Annotated in this window: 13 protein-coding genes and 1 pseudogene; 5 read left to right on the forward strand and 9 right to left on the reverse strand. The window is 68.0% G+C overall.

All coding sequences use genetic code 11. The features are described 5' to 3' along the window. Together topA and ABD243_RS13335 are read right to left on the reverse strand one after the other, a co-directional pair. A partial coding sequence (topA, locus tag ABD243_RS13330) for a type I DNA topoisomerase (RefSeq protein WP_344366562.1) occupies window positions 1-2,701 on the reverse strand: 2,701 nt, incomplete at its 3' end. Between the two features lie 171 nt (window positions 2,702-2,872). Next, window positions 2,873-3,541: an ArsR/SmtB family transcription factor gene (locus ABD243_RS13335; protein ID WP_344366565.1), complete on the reverse strand. Its 669-nt coding sequence runs from the start codon at window positions 3,539-3,541 to the stop codon at window positions 2,873-2,875. Window positions 3,542-3,731: 190 nt separating this feature from the next. On the opposite strand from ABD243_RS13335, the pseudogene ABD243_RS13340 reads away from it, so the two are divergent. Beyond that, window positions 3,732-4,889 (forward strand): annotated as a pseudogene (locus ABD243_RS13340) (MFS transporter); the annotation flags it as partial. A 90-nt stretch (window positions 4,890-4,979) separates the two neighbouring features. Here the strand turns inward: ABD243_RS13340 and ABD243_RS13345 are convergent. Together ABD243_RS13345 and ABD243_RS13350 are read right to left on the reverse strand one after the other, a co-directional pair. Then, a complete protein-coding gene (locus ABD243_RS13345; protein ID WP_344367145.1) occupies window positions 4,980-6,617 on the reverse strand; it encodes a DUF7059 domain-containing protein in 1,638 nt (545 codons plus the stop codon). 81 nt (window positions 6,618-6,698) lie between these two features. After that, window positions 6,699-7,538, reverse strand: coding sequence for a MerR family transcriptional regulator (locus tag ABD243_RS13350; protein WP_344366570.1), 840 nt, complete (start codon window positions 7,536-7,538; stop codon window positions 6,699-6,701). Between the two features lie 244 nt (window positions 7,539-7,782). On the opposite strand from ABD243_RS13350, the gene ABD243_RS13355 reads away from it, so the two are divergent. Further along, complete coding sequence (locus ABD243_RS13355; RefSeq protein WP_344366574.1) at window positions 7,783-8,241, forward strand: hypothetical protein; 459 nt, start codon at window positions 7,783-7,785, stop codon at window positions 8,239-8,241. Between the two features lie 111 nt (window positions 8,242-8,352). After that, window positions 8,353-8,898: a hypothetical protein gene (locus ABD243_RS13360; RefSeq protein ID WP_344366577.1), complete on the forward strand. Its 546-nt coding sequence runs from the start codon at window positions 8,353-8,355 to the stop codon at window positions 8,896-8,898. A 135-nt stretch (window positions 8,899-9,033) separates the two neighbouring features. Here ABD243_RS13360 and trhO read toward each other — a convergent pair whose 3' ends face one another. Further along, the gene (gene trhO / locus ABD243_RS13365; protein ID WP_344366581.1) at window positions 9,034-9,927 is read right to left on the reverse strand and encodes an oxygen-dependent tRNA uridine(34) hydroxylase TrhO; all 894 of its coding nucleotides are present in this window, start codon (window positions 9,925-9,927) and stop codon (window positions 9,034-9,036) included. A 117-nt stretch (window positions 9,928-10,044) separates the two neighbouring features. On the opposite strand from trhO, the gene ABD243_RS13370 reads away from it, so the two are divergent. After that, window positions 10,045-10,737, forward strand: coding sequence for a GNAT family N-acetyltransferase (locus ABD243_RS13370; protein WP_116765301.1), 693 nt, complete (start codon window positions 10,045-10,047; stop codon window positions 10,735-10,737). Window positions 10,738-10,814: 77 nt separating this feature from the next. Beyond that, on the forward strand, window positions 10,815-13,337 hold the full coding sequence (locus tag ABD243_RS13375; protein WP_344366585.1) for a DEAD/DEAH box helicase: 2,523 nt from the start codon (window positions 10,815-10,817) through the stop codon (window positions 13,335-13,337). Window positions 13,338-13,441: 104 nt separating this feature from the next. Here the strand turns inward: ABD243_RS13375 and ABD243_RS13380 are convergent, their stop codons facing one another. The 4 genes from ABD243_RS13380 to ABD243_RS13395 all read right to left on the reverse strand — a co-directional run. After that, window positions 13,442-13,771, reverse strand: coding sequence for an Rv3654c family TadE-like protein (locus tag ABD243_RS13380; protein WP_425547200.1), 330 nt, complete (start codon window positions 13,769-13,771; stop codon window positions 13,442-13,444). Window positions 13,772-13,881: 110 nt separating this feature from the next. Then, window positions 13,882-14,238: a TadE family type IV pilus minor pilin gene (locus ABD243_RS13385; protein ID WP_344366591.1), complete on the reverse strand. Its 357-nt coding sequence runs from the start codon at window positions 14,236-14,238 to the stop codon at window positions 13,882-13,884. Between the two features lie 86 nt (window positions 14,239-14,324). Beyond that, entirely contained in the window at window positions 14,325-14,609 is a 285-nt protein-coding gene (locus tag ABD243_RS13390) for a DUF4244 domain-containing protein (RefSeq protein WP_344366595.1), read from the reverse strand. Between the two features lie 337 nt (window positions 14,610-14,946). Next, on the reverse strand, window positions 14,947-15,524 hold a 578-nt coding region (locus tag ABD243_RS13395; RefSeq protein WP_344366597.1), incomplete at its 5' end, for a hypothetical protein.

Consider the following 15,524-nt stretch of genomic DNA (forward strand, 5'->3'; position numbering starts at 1 on the left):
GGGCCGTCGTCGTGCGCTTGACCGGGCCCCTGGCGCGCTTCTCCGCGAGGAGTTCGACGGCCTGTTCCCGGGTGAGCTCCTCCAGCGAGGTGGAGCGCGGCACGGTGATGTTGGTGATGCCGTCGGTGATGTACGGGCCGAACCGGCCTTCCTTCACCACGATGTTCTTCTCCGACACCGGGTCCGGGCCGAACTCGGCCAGCGGCGGCACGGCGGCACGGGCGCCGCGCTGCTTGGGCTGCGAGTAGATCTCCAGCGCCTGTTCCAGCGTGATCGTAAAGATTTCCTCCTCGGAGCCGATGGAGCGGGAGTCCGTGCCCTTCTTCAGGTACGGGCCGAACCTGCCGTTCTGCACCGTGATCGGGTTGCCCTCGGCGTCCTGGCCCAGCACGCGGGGCAGGCTCATGAGCTGCAGGGCCTCGTCCAGGCTGACCGTCTCCACGCTCATCGAAGCGAACAGGGAACCCGTACGCGGTTTGGCCTTGACGGGCTTCTTCGGCGGCTTCGGCTTGCCGTTCTTGTAGTACTCCACGGGCTGGCTGGCCAGCTGCTCCTCGGTCATTTCCGGGATGATCTCGGTGACGTAGGCGCCATAGCGGCCGTTCTTGGCCAGGACCGTGTGGCCGGTGTGCGGGTCCGTGCCGAGGACGCGCTCTTCCGGGGCCGCGGTCTCCATGAGTTCAATGGCTTTGGCGGCGGTGAGCTCGTCCGGCGCCAGGTCCTCGGGGACGTTGGCGCGGGCGGCTTCAACCACTTCGCCGGTCTTGGGATCGACCGTCGGGACGGAGCTTTCCAGGTACGGGCCGAATTTCCCGACCCGCAGCGTGATGCCCTCGGCGATCGGAATCGAGTTGATTTCGCGGGCGTCGATCTCGCCGAGGTTGTTGACGATGCTCAGCAGGCCCGGCTCAGCGTCTTCCCCGAAGTAGAAGTGCTTGAGCCAAGCGGGTCCGGCCGCCTGTCCGTTGGCGATCTTGTCCAGGTCAGCTTCCATGTCGGCCGTGAACTCGTAGTCCACGTAGTCGTGGAAGTGCTGTTCAAGCAGCCGGATCACGGAGAACGCGATCCAGCTCGGGACCAGCGCGGAACCCTGCTTCCGGACGTAGCCGCGGTCCTGGATGGTGGAGATGGTGGAGGCGTAGGTGGAAGGACGACCGATGCCCTTCTTTTCCAGCTCAGCGGTCAGCGATGCTTCCGTGTAGCGCGGGGGCGGCGAGGTCTCGTGGCCGACGGCGACGATGTCCGAGGCGGTCAGGGAGTCGTCCTTGGCCACGTTCGGCAGGCGGCGGGCTTCCTCGGAGTCGTCATCGCCGCGGCTTTCGTCCTTGCCCTCTTCATAGGCGGCCAGGAAGCCGGGGAAGGTGATGACGGTGCCGGAGGCGGAGAATTCCGCGTCGCGACCGGCGGCAGCTCCGCCCACGGTCACGGCGCCCAGGCGGATGGTGGCAGTGGAGCCCTTGGCATCAGCCATCTGCGAGGCGACGGTGCGCTTCCAGATCAGCTCGTAGAGCCGGAATTCGTCGCCGGAGAGCTGCTTGGCGACCTGGGCCGGGGTGCGGAAAGAGTCGCCCGCCGGGCGGATGGCCTCGTGGGCCTCCTGGGCGTTGGCGGCCTTGCTGGTGTAGACCCTCGGGGACTGGGGCACGTATTCCGTGCCGTACAGCTCGGCTGCCTGGCGCCGGGCGGCGGTGACGGCCTCGTCGCTCAGTGCGGACGAGTCCGTACGCATATAGGTGATGTAGCCGTTTTCGTAGAGCCGCTGGGCCACCTGCATGGTGCTCTTGGAGGAGAATCGCAGCTTGCGGCCGGCCTCCTGCTGCAGCGTCGAGGTGGTGAACGGCGCCGCCGGGCGGCGGGTATACGGCTTGGTGTCGACAGAACGGACGCGGAAATCAGCGGTCTGCAGGCCGACCGCCAAGGCGGTGGCGAGTTCCTCGTTGAGGTGGATGACGTTGCGGGAGGTGAGTTCGCCGTTGTCATTGAAGTCGCGGCCGCTGGCCACCTTGGAGCCGTCCACGGCAGCGAGTTTCGCTTTGAAGGCTCCGGCGTCGGCACTGAACTGGCCGGTCAGGTCCCAGTAAGAGGCAGCCTTGAACGCCATGCGCTCACGCTCCCGGTCCACCACCATGCGGGTCACGACCGACTGCACCCGGCCGGCGGACAGACCGCGGGCCACCTTGCGCCACAGCACCGGTGAGATCTCGTAGCCGTAGAGGCGGTCCAGGACGCGCCGGGTTTCCTGTGCGTCCACCAGGTCCTGGTCCACGTCGCGCAGGTTGTCCATGGCGCGGTGGATGGCTTCCTTCGTGATTTCACCGAAGGTCATCCGGTAGACCGGCACCTTTGGCTTCAGGACTTCCAGCAGGTGCCACGCGATGGCCTCGCCCTCGCGGTCCCCATCGGTTGCGAGATAGAGCGCATCGGCGTCTTTAAGCTGGGCCTTGAGTTCGGCGACCTTTTTCTTCTTGTCCGCGGACACGACGTAGTACGGCTTAAAGTCGTTTTCAATGTCGACGGCGAACTTGCCCAGCGGGGTCTTCTTCAGTTCCGCGGGGAGCTCGGAAGGCTGCGGAAGGTCGCGGATGTGACCAATGGAGGCCTCAACGATGAAGCCCTCGCCCAAGTACTTGGCGATGGTCTTGCTCTTGGCGGGAGACTCCACGATCACGAGTTTCTTGCCGGTTTTGGCCTTGCTTGGCACGGTGCTCCTACAGAAAAAGGTTGCTCGGGCAGATGCGCCCATACCCGCCTAGTTCACCATATTTTGCAGAATCGCGCGCATCCGGCCGGAAATGACGGCCCCGCGGAGGCGGGTTTCGGCCGCAAAAGAGCAGGGCGCCCGGTGGTCCTGGAGGCCGCGCCGGGCGGCGGCTCAGGCGCTGCCGGCCTCGGGTTTCGCGGCGGCCGGGCCGCGGTCGTCCGGAATCATCGACCACATGGTGGCCATGCGTTCGGCGCCGTCGGGCACATGGTCCGGATCCTCGAGTTCATAATCGCGCAGGAGGTCGAAGACGCGCCGCGTCAACTCGGACCGCTGCTCCGGCGTCAAGTACAGCAGGTTACTCGCCAGCACCACCGACGACGGGCCGTCGCCGGTCTCGCCGCGCTCGCGCCGTTCATTGCGGGTCTTGGCGTACGCAAGCACCCGGCGGCGGTAGGCTTCGAGCTCGAGATCAAGGACGGCGAGCTCAGGGCTGGCCACTCCGCCAAGCGAGTGAATAGTGAAATCGGTGCCGGCAGCCTTCCAGCGCCGCTCCCGGGCGTCCCCTGCCGTGGCTGCGGGGACCACAATGCCCCACTTCTGCAGCGCCCGCAGGTGGTAGCTCATGGCGCTGGGGGTCAGGCCGGTCTGCGCCGCGAGTTCGGTGGCCGTCCGGCTCACCTGGGTGGAATACAGCTCGGAAATGACCTCCAGCCGGGCGGCGTGAGCGAGAGCCCGGATCGCCTTCGGGTCGGTGATTTCCACTTGCTTTTCCGGACGGTGCCGGCGCTTGGCGGCCGGCGGAGCCGGGGACTCCGCCGTCGGGGTTTCTGCATTCACCCCTCCAGTGTATCCAGCCGCTCCAAAATATGAAAGAAATGCTTGACATCTAGTCCCGGCCGGGACTAGCTTCCTATTTATGAAACAGATATTTCATAAATCGTCTGCCCCCTCAGCGGCGGTGCAGCCCCTGTGGCGCAACCGCGATTTCCTGATCGCCAGCACCGCCAGGTTCGTTGCGACGGCGGGGATGGGCGCCGTCGTCGTGAGCGTCATGCTGCACCTGCAGAACGCGGCCGCTGCCGGGGGAACCCCTGTCGCCGGGCCCTGGCTCGTGGCTGCCTACCTCTTTTGCTCAGCGCTGCCTCTGGTCCTGCTGGCCCCGTGGGCCGGCCGGCTCGCCGACACCAGGGACTCCCGCACGCTGGCGACGGCGGCCTCCGCGGTCAGTGCCGCCGCCGTCGCCGGCATGGGCCTGGGCATGCAGTATGTGGAGAACTACCTGCCCGTGCTTTTTGCCATGACGTTCCTGCTCGACGCGGCCCAGGCCGTGGCCGGCCCCACCTGGCAGGCCCTGCTGCCCCGGCTCGTCGGCGAGGACCGCACCCCGCGGGCGATGGGGACCATGCAGGCCACCGTCATGATTGCCGGCATGGCCGGGCCGGCCGCGGGCGGCATGCTCAGCGGCTGGGGCGGCGCCGGACTCGTGTTCGCCGTGGCCAGCGGCTGCTATGTCGCCATGGGGCTGGGCGCCCTGCTAATCAGAACCCGCCGCGGCACGGCGGCCGAACGGGCCGGCCAGGCGAAGCCCGCACTGCTCGACGGGCTGCGCCTGATCCGCCGGGACAGCTTGGTCTGGGCCCTGGTCCTGGGGGCGATGTTCTTTATCGTCGTGGGCGAGGCCACGAATGTCCTTGAAGTGTTCCTGGCCCGCGGCGAACTTGGCGCCACCGAGACGCAGTATGGCTTTCTGGCCGCGGCGTTCGGCCTCGGCATGGCGGGCGGGGCCGCGATGGCCGGCAGGATCACCACGCCGGCGTTACGGCTGCGCGTGCTGCTGGCCTCCATGGCCCTGGCCTCGGCGTTCCTGGGCATCACGGGGATGGTCCCCACCGTGGAGATGCTCTTTGTGGCCTACACGGGGACGGGAATGGCCTGCGGCGTCCTGAATGCCTGCTTCGGGGCGATCGCGATCCTCCGGATACCCGAACGCGGCCGGGGCCAGGCCATGGCGATCGTCGGTGGGATGACACGCGCCGTCTCGATCGCCGCCCTGGCCCTGGGCGGGCTGCTGGGCGCACTGGTGCCGGTGCGTGTCAGCTTCCTGCTCACCGGGGCCGTCGCGGTGCTGGTCACTCTTGCCCTCACCGCGTACGTCCTGCCGAGGTTCGGCCGGGAGGACGCACGCGGTATCGCGGCAGCGCCTGCCGTCACGGCCGCCGGGGCTGGAACGGCAGGCGTGAGGGCGCCAGACCCGGTTGCGGCGGCGCCTGCCGTCTCAGGCCGGCAGCAGGAAGCCGTCGCGAACCAGGTTACCGACTTCGGTCAGGAGGCCGGCGCGGAACTGCGCGCCGTCGAACCCCTCATAGCCGCCCAGCAGGGCCTCGAGGGCGCCGACGATCTGCCCGACGGACAGGTCGCCGTCGCACGCTGAAACAAAGCCGGCCAGCTCGGTGCTCAGCAGGTTGGTGCGGCGCAGCCCGGCACCCTGCCGCAGCAGGATGACGCCGGGGTGTTCCGCCCCCGGGCGCTGGTGCCGCTCCTCGGTGACGTCCTCCGCGACCAGCAGGTGAGCGGCGGCCAGATCGTGGGCGGCCAGCCAGTCGGCACGCTCGACCGCCGCGCCCAGGTGCGGCCCCACGGGCTGTTCGATGGGGTACGTGATCTCCTCGAAACGGGAAATCACGCGCCCGGCGCCGTCAGCCGGCCGGCGCAGCCAGATCATGCCGAAACCGATTCCCGCCACATTGCGCGAGGCAAAGTCGTCAAGGTACGCCGCATACGAGTCCTGGTAGAGCTGGCGGTCCCGGTTTTCGGAGGCGTCCTGCAGCCAGGTCTCGGCATACTGCTCCGGCCCCACCTGCTCCCGCTGGATGAACCAGACGTCGGCGGCCGGGTCGGCCCAGCTTTGGGGCCGTTCGGACCAGGCCGCCCCCGCCTCGATCTCCCAATTGCCCAGGAGCTGGGCCGTTCCACCCGGCGCGAGAACGGAGGGCAGGGCCCGGACCAGCGAAGAAACGATCTCGTCCCCCGGCAGGCCGCCGTCGCGATAGGTGAACTGGTCCACGGGGGTCTCGCCCAGGCTGCGCGGCGTAATGACGAACGGCGGGTTGGACACCACCAGCTCGAACTCCTCCCCCGCGACGGGTTCCAGCAGGGACCCGAGCCTCAGGCTCACGCGGGCCTCAGGATCCGCCGGGTCCACGTGCAGTTCGGCGGCGTTGAGCAAGAGATTGAACCGGGTGAACGCGAGGGCGCGTTCGGAAATGTCCGTGGCGGTCACGTGCTCCGCGTGGTGGAGCAGATGGAACGTCTGGATGCCGCAGCCCGTGCCGAGGTCGAGGGCCCTGGCCACATGCCGGCGGGCCGTGACCTGGACCAGGGTGGTGGAGGCCTGCCCGATCCCCAGGACGTGGTCGTGACGGAGGACGCCTGCGCGCTGGTGGGCCGCGAGGTCGCTGGCCACCCAGAGGTCCGCCCCGCCGCTCGCCACGCCATCGTCCCCGACAGTGGGGTCCCAGCCGTACGGCCTCAGATCCACCTTCGCCCGGATCAGGTCCTCGTCGGACCGCTCCACGAGCCCGAGTTCCGTCAGCCCCTCCGTGCGGATGCCGGGCAGCGCGGCGTCGAGGGTCTCCGCACGCTGCGGCTCGGCCAGGAGACAGAGACGCACGACGGCGGCGAGCGCCGCCGTCGACGGCTCACCGGAGGCGCGCCCGGTGACGATCAGTGCGGGGATGAGCTGGTCCCGGCTGAGGGCAGAGTGCGCAGCCTCGCCGAGCAGCCCGGCGACGCCATCCACGGTGTAGCCAACGGCCCGCAGGTCCCCGGCCAGGGCCTCGAGGAGGCCGGGGAGGTCGCTCCGCGGCGCCTCCGGAGTGTTGCCGGCCGTGAACGGCGATGAACGAACTGCGATGGCGGGAGTTGGCGTGGCCGGACGCGGTGCTGCGGGAGCCTGCGGGGCGGGGTTTTGGGCTGAGGACGTCACCGCACAAGTTTAGTCCCGGGGACTGGGCGGGGCCGGCGAGAGCCGGGTCTCCGCATAAAGCCGCAGGGCATCCCGGACGAAGGCCGCGCCCTCGGCACCGCCGTAGTTCGCGGCGAACCGGGGATCCGCCACGTACATCTCGCCGAGTCCCGTCACGTACCCCTTGATGTCCGGCACGGCAACTGCGGTGCCGCCTGCTGCCCTAGCGCCTGCTCCACCGCCTCCTGCGGCGGGCGGCGCCGCCGGGGTGCCGGGAATGCCCCTGAGCCATTCGACGTGGCGCCGGGCCAGGTCTTGGGCCTGAACGCTGTCCGCCGTGACGCCCGACTCTGCCGCGGCCCTCCAGTCGGCGCCAAGCTGCCGGGACTGTTCCTGCCAGGCAGCCTTCTCCTCGGCCTGCATGCCGCGCCACCAGGCATCTGAGGTCGCATAGGCGTCCTGGCCCCACCGCTGCTGGACTTCGTCCCGGTACCGGGTGTGGTCGAAGCCGTCGAACATTTCCTCTGCCATGATCTTTCCTCCCGCTTGCAGTGCCTCAATGGTGTGCCGGACCGAAGCGATCTGCCGCCCCAGCCGGTCCTGTTCCATCTGCAGCCACTCCAGATGCCGTCCCAGGGCGTACTCCGCGTCCGCCTGGCCGGCGAGTACGTCCGCGATCGCCGGCAGCCCGAGCCCCAGGTCACGCAGTAGTAGGATCCGCTGCAGACGGACCAGCGAGTCGGGGCCGTAGTACCGGTAGCCGTTGTTGCCGGTACGGCTGGGCTTGAGCAGGCCGATGTCGTCATAGTGACGCAGAGTCCGTCCGCTGGTGCCCGCCAATTTCGCGATTTGTTGGACGGACCAGTCCATATCTCCTCCTTTGCGTAGGGCCGGCTGCCCCGTCGGAAGTAGCTTGCCGACGGCGCCGGTCATCCCGGTTCGCCGTCTCCCGGAGCACCGTCTCCCGGTGCCGCGCTTGTCGCCTGCCGGGCCGTCCCGGGCCGTCCCCACGACTCTAAACTTTGACGTTACGTCAACGTCAAGAGCCCGCGGGAGGCGCCGCTGGACGGCCGGCGCGGCCGGGGGTGCAGCTGCAAGGCGCTAAGTTGGAGGCATGCTTTTTCCCTCCTCTCACGCGCCGGCGACCCTGCTGGTAAGGCGGACGCTTACGGGCGCGGCCGCAGCCGCCGTCGTGCTGGCCGCAACGGCATGTACCCCGCCCGGTTCAATTCAGGGCGTCGATGTCCCGGCCTGGAAGGCGACCGCTCTGCCCTCGGCCCCCGGGACTGTGCTTGAGGACGCCGGCAAAATCCTGAACCGCGATCCGATCGTCCGGACCGCGTCCGGTGTGCCCGCCGGCACCTACACCCTGACCATGACCTGCGACGGCGGGGGTAAGGCGTTCTTCGCCGTCAGCCTGGCCGGCCGGCCGCTGACCGAGGCAGGAGCTGCCTGCAACGGCAGCCGCGAAACCGCCCGCATCACGGTGCCCGCCGCGGGCGAGGTGAAGCTCAGCACGTCCAGCGTGGACGCCCCGATCATCTACGCCTACCACCTGGCCGCGTCCGAGTAGGGTCCGCCCGCAACCCGGTCACGGCGGCCGGCTCGGCACCTTCTGGGAAAACCGCCCGCCGCGGACCTTCGACCTCTGGTGTTTGCATCGGGGCGATCTTAATCTCAGGGTATGCCAACTGTGCCGGCCCGCAGGCTGCCGCGACGGCGCACCCCGGCCGCCGCCGCGGTGCTGTCAATTGCGGTGTTCCTCGGGGCGGTCTTGTCCGGCTGCGAGTACGAATACAGCGCCGACCATTGGGACGATGGCTCGCCCACTGTTTCCGCCGCGCCGACCACCGACGCCGCCCTGCCGCAGGATCCCCATCGCAACGAGCCGGTGTCCGGTGAAGAGCTGGAGCAGTGGGTCGACGACGCGCTTCCCGACGCCGCGGGGCAGGTGTTTCACACCAGCTACGGCTCCGTGGCGGCCGGTGCGGTGCACACAGAAACAACAACGCAACTGCCCGCCGGCACCTATTCCCTGACGCTGGCGTGCCGCAGCACGGCCCGGGTGTCTTTCACCGTCCGCAATGGGGATGAGTCGCTGGTAGACCTGAGCCTGCGCTGCGGAACGTCACGAGTGAACGTCGTCTCGCTGCCCGTGGACGCGGTGCTCTCCGTCCAGGTGACCGGGCGGGCCGCAGCAAACTTCGCCTACCGCGTGAGCCGGATCTGAGACAACCCTCGCACTGGGGGCCGCGCCTCTTGCGTGAGCAACGCCTCTTGCGTAAGCAACGCCCATCGGGCGGGGCCGCGCCTGCAGGGGGCCTCGGGGCGCCAGGACCGGCTGGGATAGTCCAGCCTCGGCCGATCAGGCGGCGCAGCCCTCGGGGCATCGCAGGGTTTCAGGGCTCGCTGCGCACCCGGCACAGTAAAGCGTGAGGGTCCGGCAGCTCGGATTGGAGCAGTTCTCGAACTTGCTCGTGGGCGCCGAGCAGCGGACGCACTGGCCGATGGTCTTGGCGTCCTCGCTGAACTCCAGGTGCATGCGCTTGTCGAACACGTACAGGGATCCCTCCCACAGGCCGTCGTCCTTGAAGGTCTCTCCGTACCGGACAATGCCGCCGTCGAGCTGGTAGACCTCCTTGAACCCGCGGTTCACCATGAGGCTCGACAGCACCTCGCAGCGGATGCCGCCCGTGCAGTAGGTGACAACCGGCTTGTCCTTGAGGGCATCGTATTTGCCCGAGTCGAGTTCTTTGATGAAGTCGTGGGTGGTAGCGACTTCGGGGACCACCGCATCCTTGAACTTTCCGATCTGGGCCTCGAAGCCGTTGCGTCCGTCGAAGAACACGACCTCGTCGCCCTGTTCCTTCTTGGCTTCAATGAGTTCGTGGAGTTCCTCGGGTTTGAGGTGCGTCCCGCCGCCCACCACGCCGTCGGCGTCGACTTTCAGCTCGCCCGGGGCGCCGAAGGAGACGATTTCATCCCGCACCTTGACGCTGAGGCGCGGGAAGTCTGCCGCGCCTCCGTCGGACCACTTCACGTCGATCCCGTGGAATCCCTTGTACTCCCGCGTGGTCTTGACGTATTGCTTCACGGCGTTCAGCTCCCCGCCGACCGTGGCGTTGATGCCGTCCTTGGAGATGATGATGCGGCCGGTGAGGCCGAGTTTTTCGCATAGCGCGCGCTGCCACAGCCGGACGGCGTCCGGGTCAGCGAGGGGGGTAAATCCGTAAAAGAGCACAATCCTGTTCAAAGCCACACTTTTAAGGGTACTGGCTGGGACGGGAGGCCGGGAGACAGTCACAATTCCATAAGCGAGCACACTTCCCGGACCCGGCCCCTGTTGCTTGTGGCACGGCTGGAATACGCTCATCACATGAGTCTTGACGCCATGGTTGAAGACACCACTCATCTGCTGGAAATCTGGGTTGCCGGATGGGCAGGTTGTCGCGGATATGAGACGCGCAGGGAGGGACGGTTCCCTGCGGCCTTGCGCGCAGACACCACCGGTCAATGGGAATATTTTGCCTTCGACCCGTCCGATTCGGAGTTTGCGGAGCTGGCGGCGAGGACGGCTGAAGTGCCGGCCCGAGTCCTCACGATCCTCACCAATGACGTGGCCCGGTACACGTTCCTCGGCCAGGAAAACGGCCTCCATGTCACCTCGGCTTCCCAGACCATGATGATCGTGGACATGGAGACTCAGGACTCGGAGGACCCCTGGCTTTCCGACGACGACCTCAAGCTGGAGACGTCCCGGACGGACGGCGTGCACCACGCTGTGGTCCACGCAGGCGAAGAGACCGCCGCGAGCGGGCGCGTATTTGTGGTGGGACACACCGCCATCTTCGACAAGATCGTGACGGCGCCGGCGTACCAGCGGCGGGGACTGGGCAGCTTCATCATGAAGGCCCTGGCGGCCCAGGCCTTCGAGCACGACGTCGACTCCGGGCTGCTGCTCGCGTCTCTGGACGGCCAGAAGCTCTATTCGCACCTCGGCTGGCGCATGGTCTGCCACGTTCTGATGCTGTCGACCTCGGACGAAGGCGCTGACCTCTCCGTCGGCTGAGGCCCTGCGCGTGCCGGGCGCTGCGGGACCCGGGCTGCCTTCTCCGGCGATTTGAGGCCGGATGAAAGAATGTGTGAGTGAACCCGCATGAGTCCCTGATTCCGCTGCTGGGCCGAGGTCCGGACCCGGAACAGCTGCGTCATGTGCGAACGATCCCCGCCCGCGAGGCCGTCAATGCGCCGTGGCCGGGCTGGGCCCACCCGGATCTCGTGACAGCCTACGGTTCCCTGGGCATCCACGAGCCCTACCGCCACCAGGTGCAGGCCGCCGAGTTGGCCCACGCCGGAGAACACGTGGTCATTGCCACCGGCACGGCGTCCGGCAAGTCCCTGGCGTACCAGCTACCAGCCTTGGACGCGATCCACCGTTCCGAACTCAGGGTCCTGGCCGATCCCGGAAAGATCCACGACGACGGCGCCGTGACCCTCTATCTGTCCCCCACCAAGGCCCTCGCAGCGGACCAGCTGTCCGCGATCCGCGCGCTGAAACTCCCCACCGTCCGGGCCGAAACCTACGACGGCGACACCGATCCCGCGTCCCGGCGCTGGATCCGGGACCATGCGAACTTCATCCTCGCCAATCCTGACATGCTGCACTTCGGCATCCTCCCGAACCATGCCTGGTGGGCCCGGTTCTTCCGGCGCCTCCGCTATGTGATCGTGGACGAGGCCCACAGCTACCGCGGAGTGTTCGGCTCCCATGTCGCCAACCTCATGCGCCGGCTACGCCGGATCTGTGCCTACTACAGCCCGGGCGGCTCACACCCGGGCCCCGTGTTCATCGCGGCGTCGGCCACGGCGTCAGAGCCCGGAACGTCCTTCGGCAGGCTCATCGGCGCACCGGTCCGTGCCGTTTCCGAAGACAGCTCGCCCCACGGATCCACGACCGTAGCTTTCTGGGAGCCTGCCCTGACCGAAGTGCGGGGCGAGAACGGCGCCAAGGAGCGACGTACCGCCGTCGCCGAGACCGCCGATCTGCTGGCCAATCTCGTGTCCTCCCGGACCCGGACCATTGCCTTCATCAAATCCAGGCGCGGAGCCGAGACGATTTCCTCCATTGCCAAACGCCTGCTCGATGAAGTGGACCCCAGCCTGCCGCAGCGTGTGGCCGCCTACCGCTCGGGCTACCTGCCGGAGGAGCGGCGGGCGCTGGAAAAGTCGTTGCGCTCGGGTGAGCTGCTGGGCGTCTCGAGCACGTCTGCGCTGGAGCTGGGCATCGACATTTCCGGTCTCGACGCCGTCCTGGTGGCCGGATGGCCAGGCACCCGCGCGTCGTTGTTCCAGCAGATCGGCCGGGCGGGCAGGGCCGGCCAGGACGCGATCGCGGCCTTCGTAGCCAGCGACGACCCGCTGGATACCTACCTGGTGAACCACCCCGAGGCGATTTTCGACGTCTCGGTGGAAGCCACGGTCTTCGATCCCTCCAATCCCTATGTGCTGGGCCCGCATCTCTGCGCCGCCGCCGCGGAACTTCCGCTGGGGTTCGCCGAACTTGACCTTTTCGGGGCCACCTCGGAGAAGCTGCTGGAGCGCCTGGTGGCGCAGGGCTACCTGCGCAAACGGCCGGCCGGCTGGTTTTGGACCCACCCGCAGAGTGCTGCGGCTATGGTGAACCTGCGCGCCGACGGCGGGGGTCCGGTGAGCATCGTGGATGCCGACACCGGGTCCCTGCTCGGCACCATGGATTCGCCCCAGACCCACTACCAGGCCCACACCGGCGCCGTCTACGTCCACCAGGGCGACAGCTACGTCGTGGAGGACCTCAATGAGGGCGATCACTGCGTGATGGTGCGCCGGGCGAACCCCGACTACTACACCACCGCCCGCGACGTGACCCAGATCGAGGTCCTCGAAACCGAACGCACCACCCGGTGGGGCGACGTGGCCGTACATTTCGGCGAGGTCAAGGTGACGACCCAGGTGGTCTCCTTCCAGCGCAAGGCACTGATTTCAAATGAAATCCTCGGGGAAGAACCACTGGAACTGGGGGCCAGAGACCTGTTTACCAAGGCGGTCTGGTTCGTTGTGGACAACCGCTCGCTGACCGGCGCGGGACTGATCGAGGCGCAGTTCCCCGGAGCCCTGCATGCCGCCGAGCACGCAGCCATCGGTCTCCTGCCGCTCGTGGCCTCCAGCGACCGCTGGGACATCGGCGGGGTGTCCACCGCCATCCACGCCGACACCGGGGTGCCTACCATCTTCGTCTACGACGGCCATCCCGGCGGGGCTGGCTTCGCCGAACGCGGATACGACAAGGCCCGGGTGTGGCTGACCGCCACGCGGGACGCCATCAAGGCCTGCGAATGCGAGTCCGGTTGCCCATCGTGTGTCCAGTCACCCAAGTGCGGCAACAAGAACAACCCTCTCGACAAGGACGCCGCCGTCACCCTGATTGACGTGCTGCTGAAAGACGCCAGCGAGCTGATGAACGCCGACAGCACTGGGACGGGGGCGGCTGGCACGGCCGTTGCGGGCGCCGGCGCGGCGGGTGCGGCCACGGCCGCTGCCGGTACCGGTACGGCGGCCGGTACAGCGGTCGGTACGGAAAAAGATCCCGCCCAAACCGCTCCGCGCCGGATAGCGCGTTTGGCGCGGCCCTAGCAGGGCAGCCATAGCGCGTTTGGCGCAGCCCTGGCAGGGCGTGCCAGCGGGTGAATCCCGGTTGTTTCGAAGCGCCGCGCGTCCTGCCACGGGCAAAGCAGCCCTCACGGTGAGGGTCCGTTCCGGGGCGCCGGGGGTGGACCGGCCCTGGCCAGACCTCTGGCAGCGCCGAGGAACGGCCCGACGTTGATCTCGGTGCTGACTTGGACTGACGTGTCCGCGCCCTTCGAGCAGGCGAGCACAATGGCGTTGTTCTTCCGTGCGACCTCCCGGGCGACGGCGCACGGCTCACCGGATGTGATTCCTCGGGCGGCGTCCGCTGCCGCCAGGGCTGCGAGGTCGGCAGCCGCCGCAGCCCTGGCCGCCGCGACGGCTGACTGAGCCAGAAGCAGCAACAAGACTGCCGCCATGATCACGACCAGCCCGAGTCCCAAGGCCAGGACCGTCCCTGATCCCCGCTCCCGCGGCCGGCAGCGGTACACGTCATGGCCTGGGGACGGAGTCCGGCGCCATGGCCCGCTGGCCCCGGCACTAACCGGCGACATCATGTGCCCGTCCCGAGCGGGAAGCCCCATCCACCCGGGACAGGTTGTGCCGCGCCGGGGGTTTCCGGACGCGCCCAGGCACTGGCGCTCAGGGTCCACGGAATGAGGGAACCGACAGCCCCGGGGACACGGCCGGACACCGTGACCCTGAGCCATTCGCCGTCGAGGGCCACGGTCGACGCTGCGGTTTCGCCGGCAAGCTGGCGGACAATCCCTCCGACTTCGCCGGCTGCGGCCCCTCGGGCCAGCGCACGGGCACCACCCCGGGCCGCTTCCTCGACGCGAAGTTGCATCACCCCGGCTGCCGAACCCGCGAGCAGCATGGCAAGCAGAAAGACGACCGACGGCAGCGCCACGGCGAACTCCGCTGTGACCGCCCCGAGGCAGTCCGGGGTTCGCGGCGACCCCCGCCGCCCGCTCCCGCCCGCGCGCCAGAGCCGCGTCATGGCAGCGTAAGCGCCGTGCGGATGAGGTTCAGGAGGAAACCCCGGACCTCATCACTGCGCATGATGAACACGAGAACTCCGGCAAACCCTACGGCGGCGAGTGTTGCGATGGCGTATTCGGCGGTTGCCATTCCTGCCTGCGCCGAGAGCGGCCTCCTTCGTCCGTTCGGCTGAACGGGAACAACCAAGCTGGCGCCGGGATAGATTTCGTACACCTCGGCAACCCCATCTTCCCCGCTGTCTATGCGTTTCGCAGCGGGAGTGTCCTGATTGACTGACATCTGCTTTCCTTCCACGGGACACCGGCAGGATCGCCGGCTGATTCGACTCTCCCGGCTTGGGCACGGCGCGGTAAGCCACGAAGTCCGCTAAGTGGAAAACATGCCCGCAGCCGGCGCCGCGGCGGCCTGTGGAGGAGAACTCACGGGTTGTTCCACGCCGGCGGACGGACGGCACGACAGCGCCCCGCTCATGCCTTGGCCCGACGAAGTACCCGCCTGACCCGACTAACGGCCACTCCTGACCGGGCGCAGAACTGAACCCGAGGTGCTGCGGTCCATACTGCGACTACAGCTTCTCGGGTTCAGTTCGGTGCGCTGGAACCTCAATCACGCGCTTCTAGGGGAGGAAGTACCCCGCGAGGTCGGCGATGAGCTGGGAGGATCCGGAGGACCGGTTGAACAGTGCCACCTTTCCATCCGAGCCGAGCGCCACCGAGACCAGGTTCGGTACCGTCTGTCCGGTCGAGAAGTTCAGGTTGGACGCGTTGGGCCGTGCTGAACCGTTCGGGTAGGCGGTGATGAAGCCGAAGGACTTGGGCGAGGTGACGGTGAGGTTGAAGACGGCTGCCAGGGCACCGGTGGGGACCCCGTTGGCCCCGGCGACCTGGACGGATACCGCGGAATCCGCGGCCACCGGCTTGGTATTGCGGGTGTCAAGGATCCGGGTCGGTCCGATGGCCTTGAAGGCGCCGGTCGCGGTCGGTGTGCCGGGCAGGTAGTAGCCGGCGACGTCGGCGATCAGCTGGGACGTGCCCGAGGAACTGTTGAACAGCGTCACCTTGCCGTCGGACCCGACCGGGACCGTGACGAGGTTGGGGACCGTCTGACCGGCGGAAAAGTTCAGGTTGGACGCATTGGGCCGGGCCGCACCGGACGCGTACGCGGTCACGAAGCCCAGGGACTTCGCCTGGGTCA

This window comes from Arthrobacter humicola, from assembly GCF_039531445.1.
Taxonomy (GTDB): Bacteria; Actinomycetota; Actinomycetes; order Actinomycetales; family Micrococcaceae; genus Arthrobacter; species Arthrobacter humicola.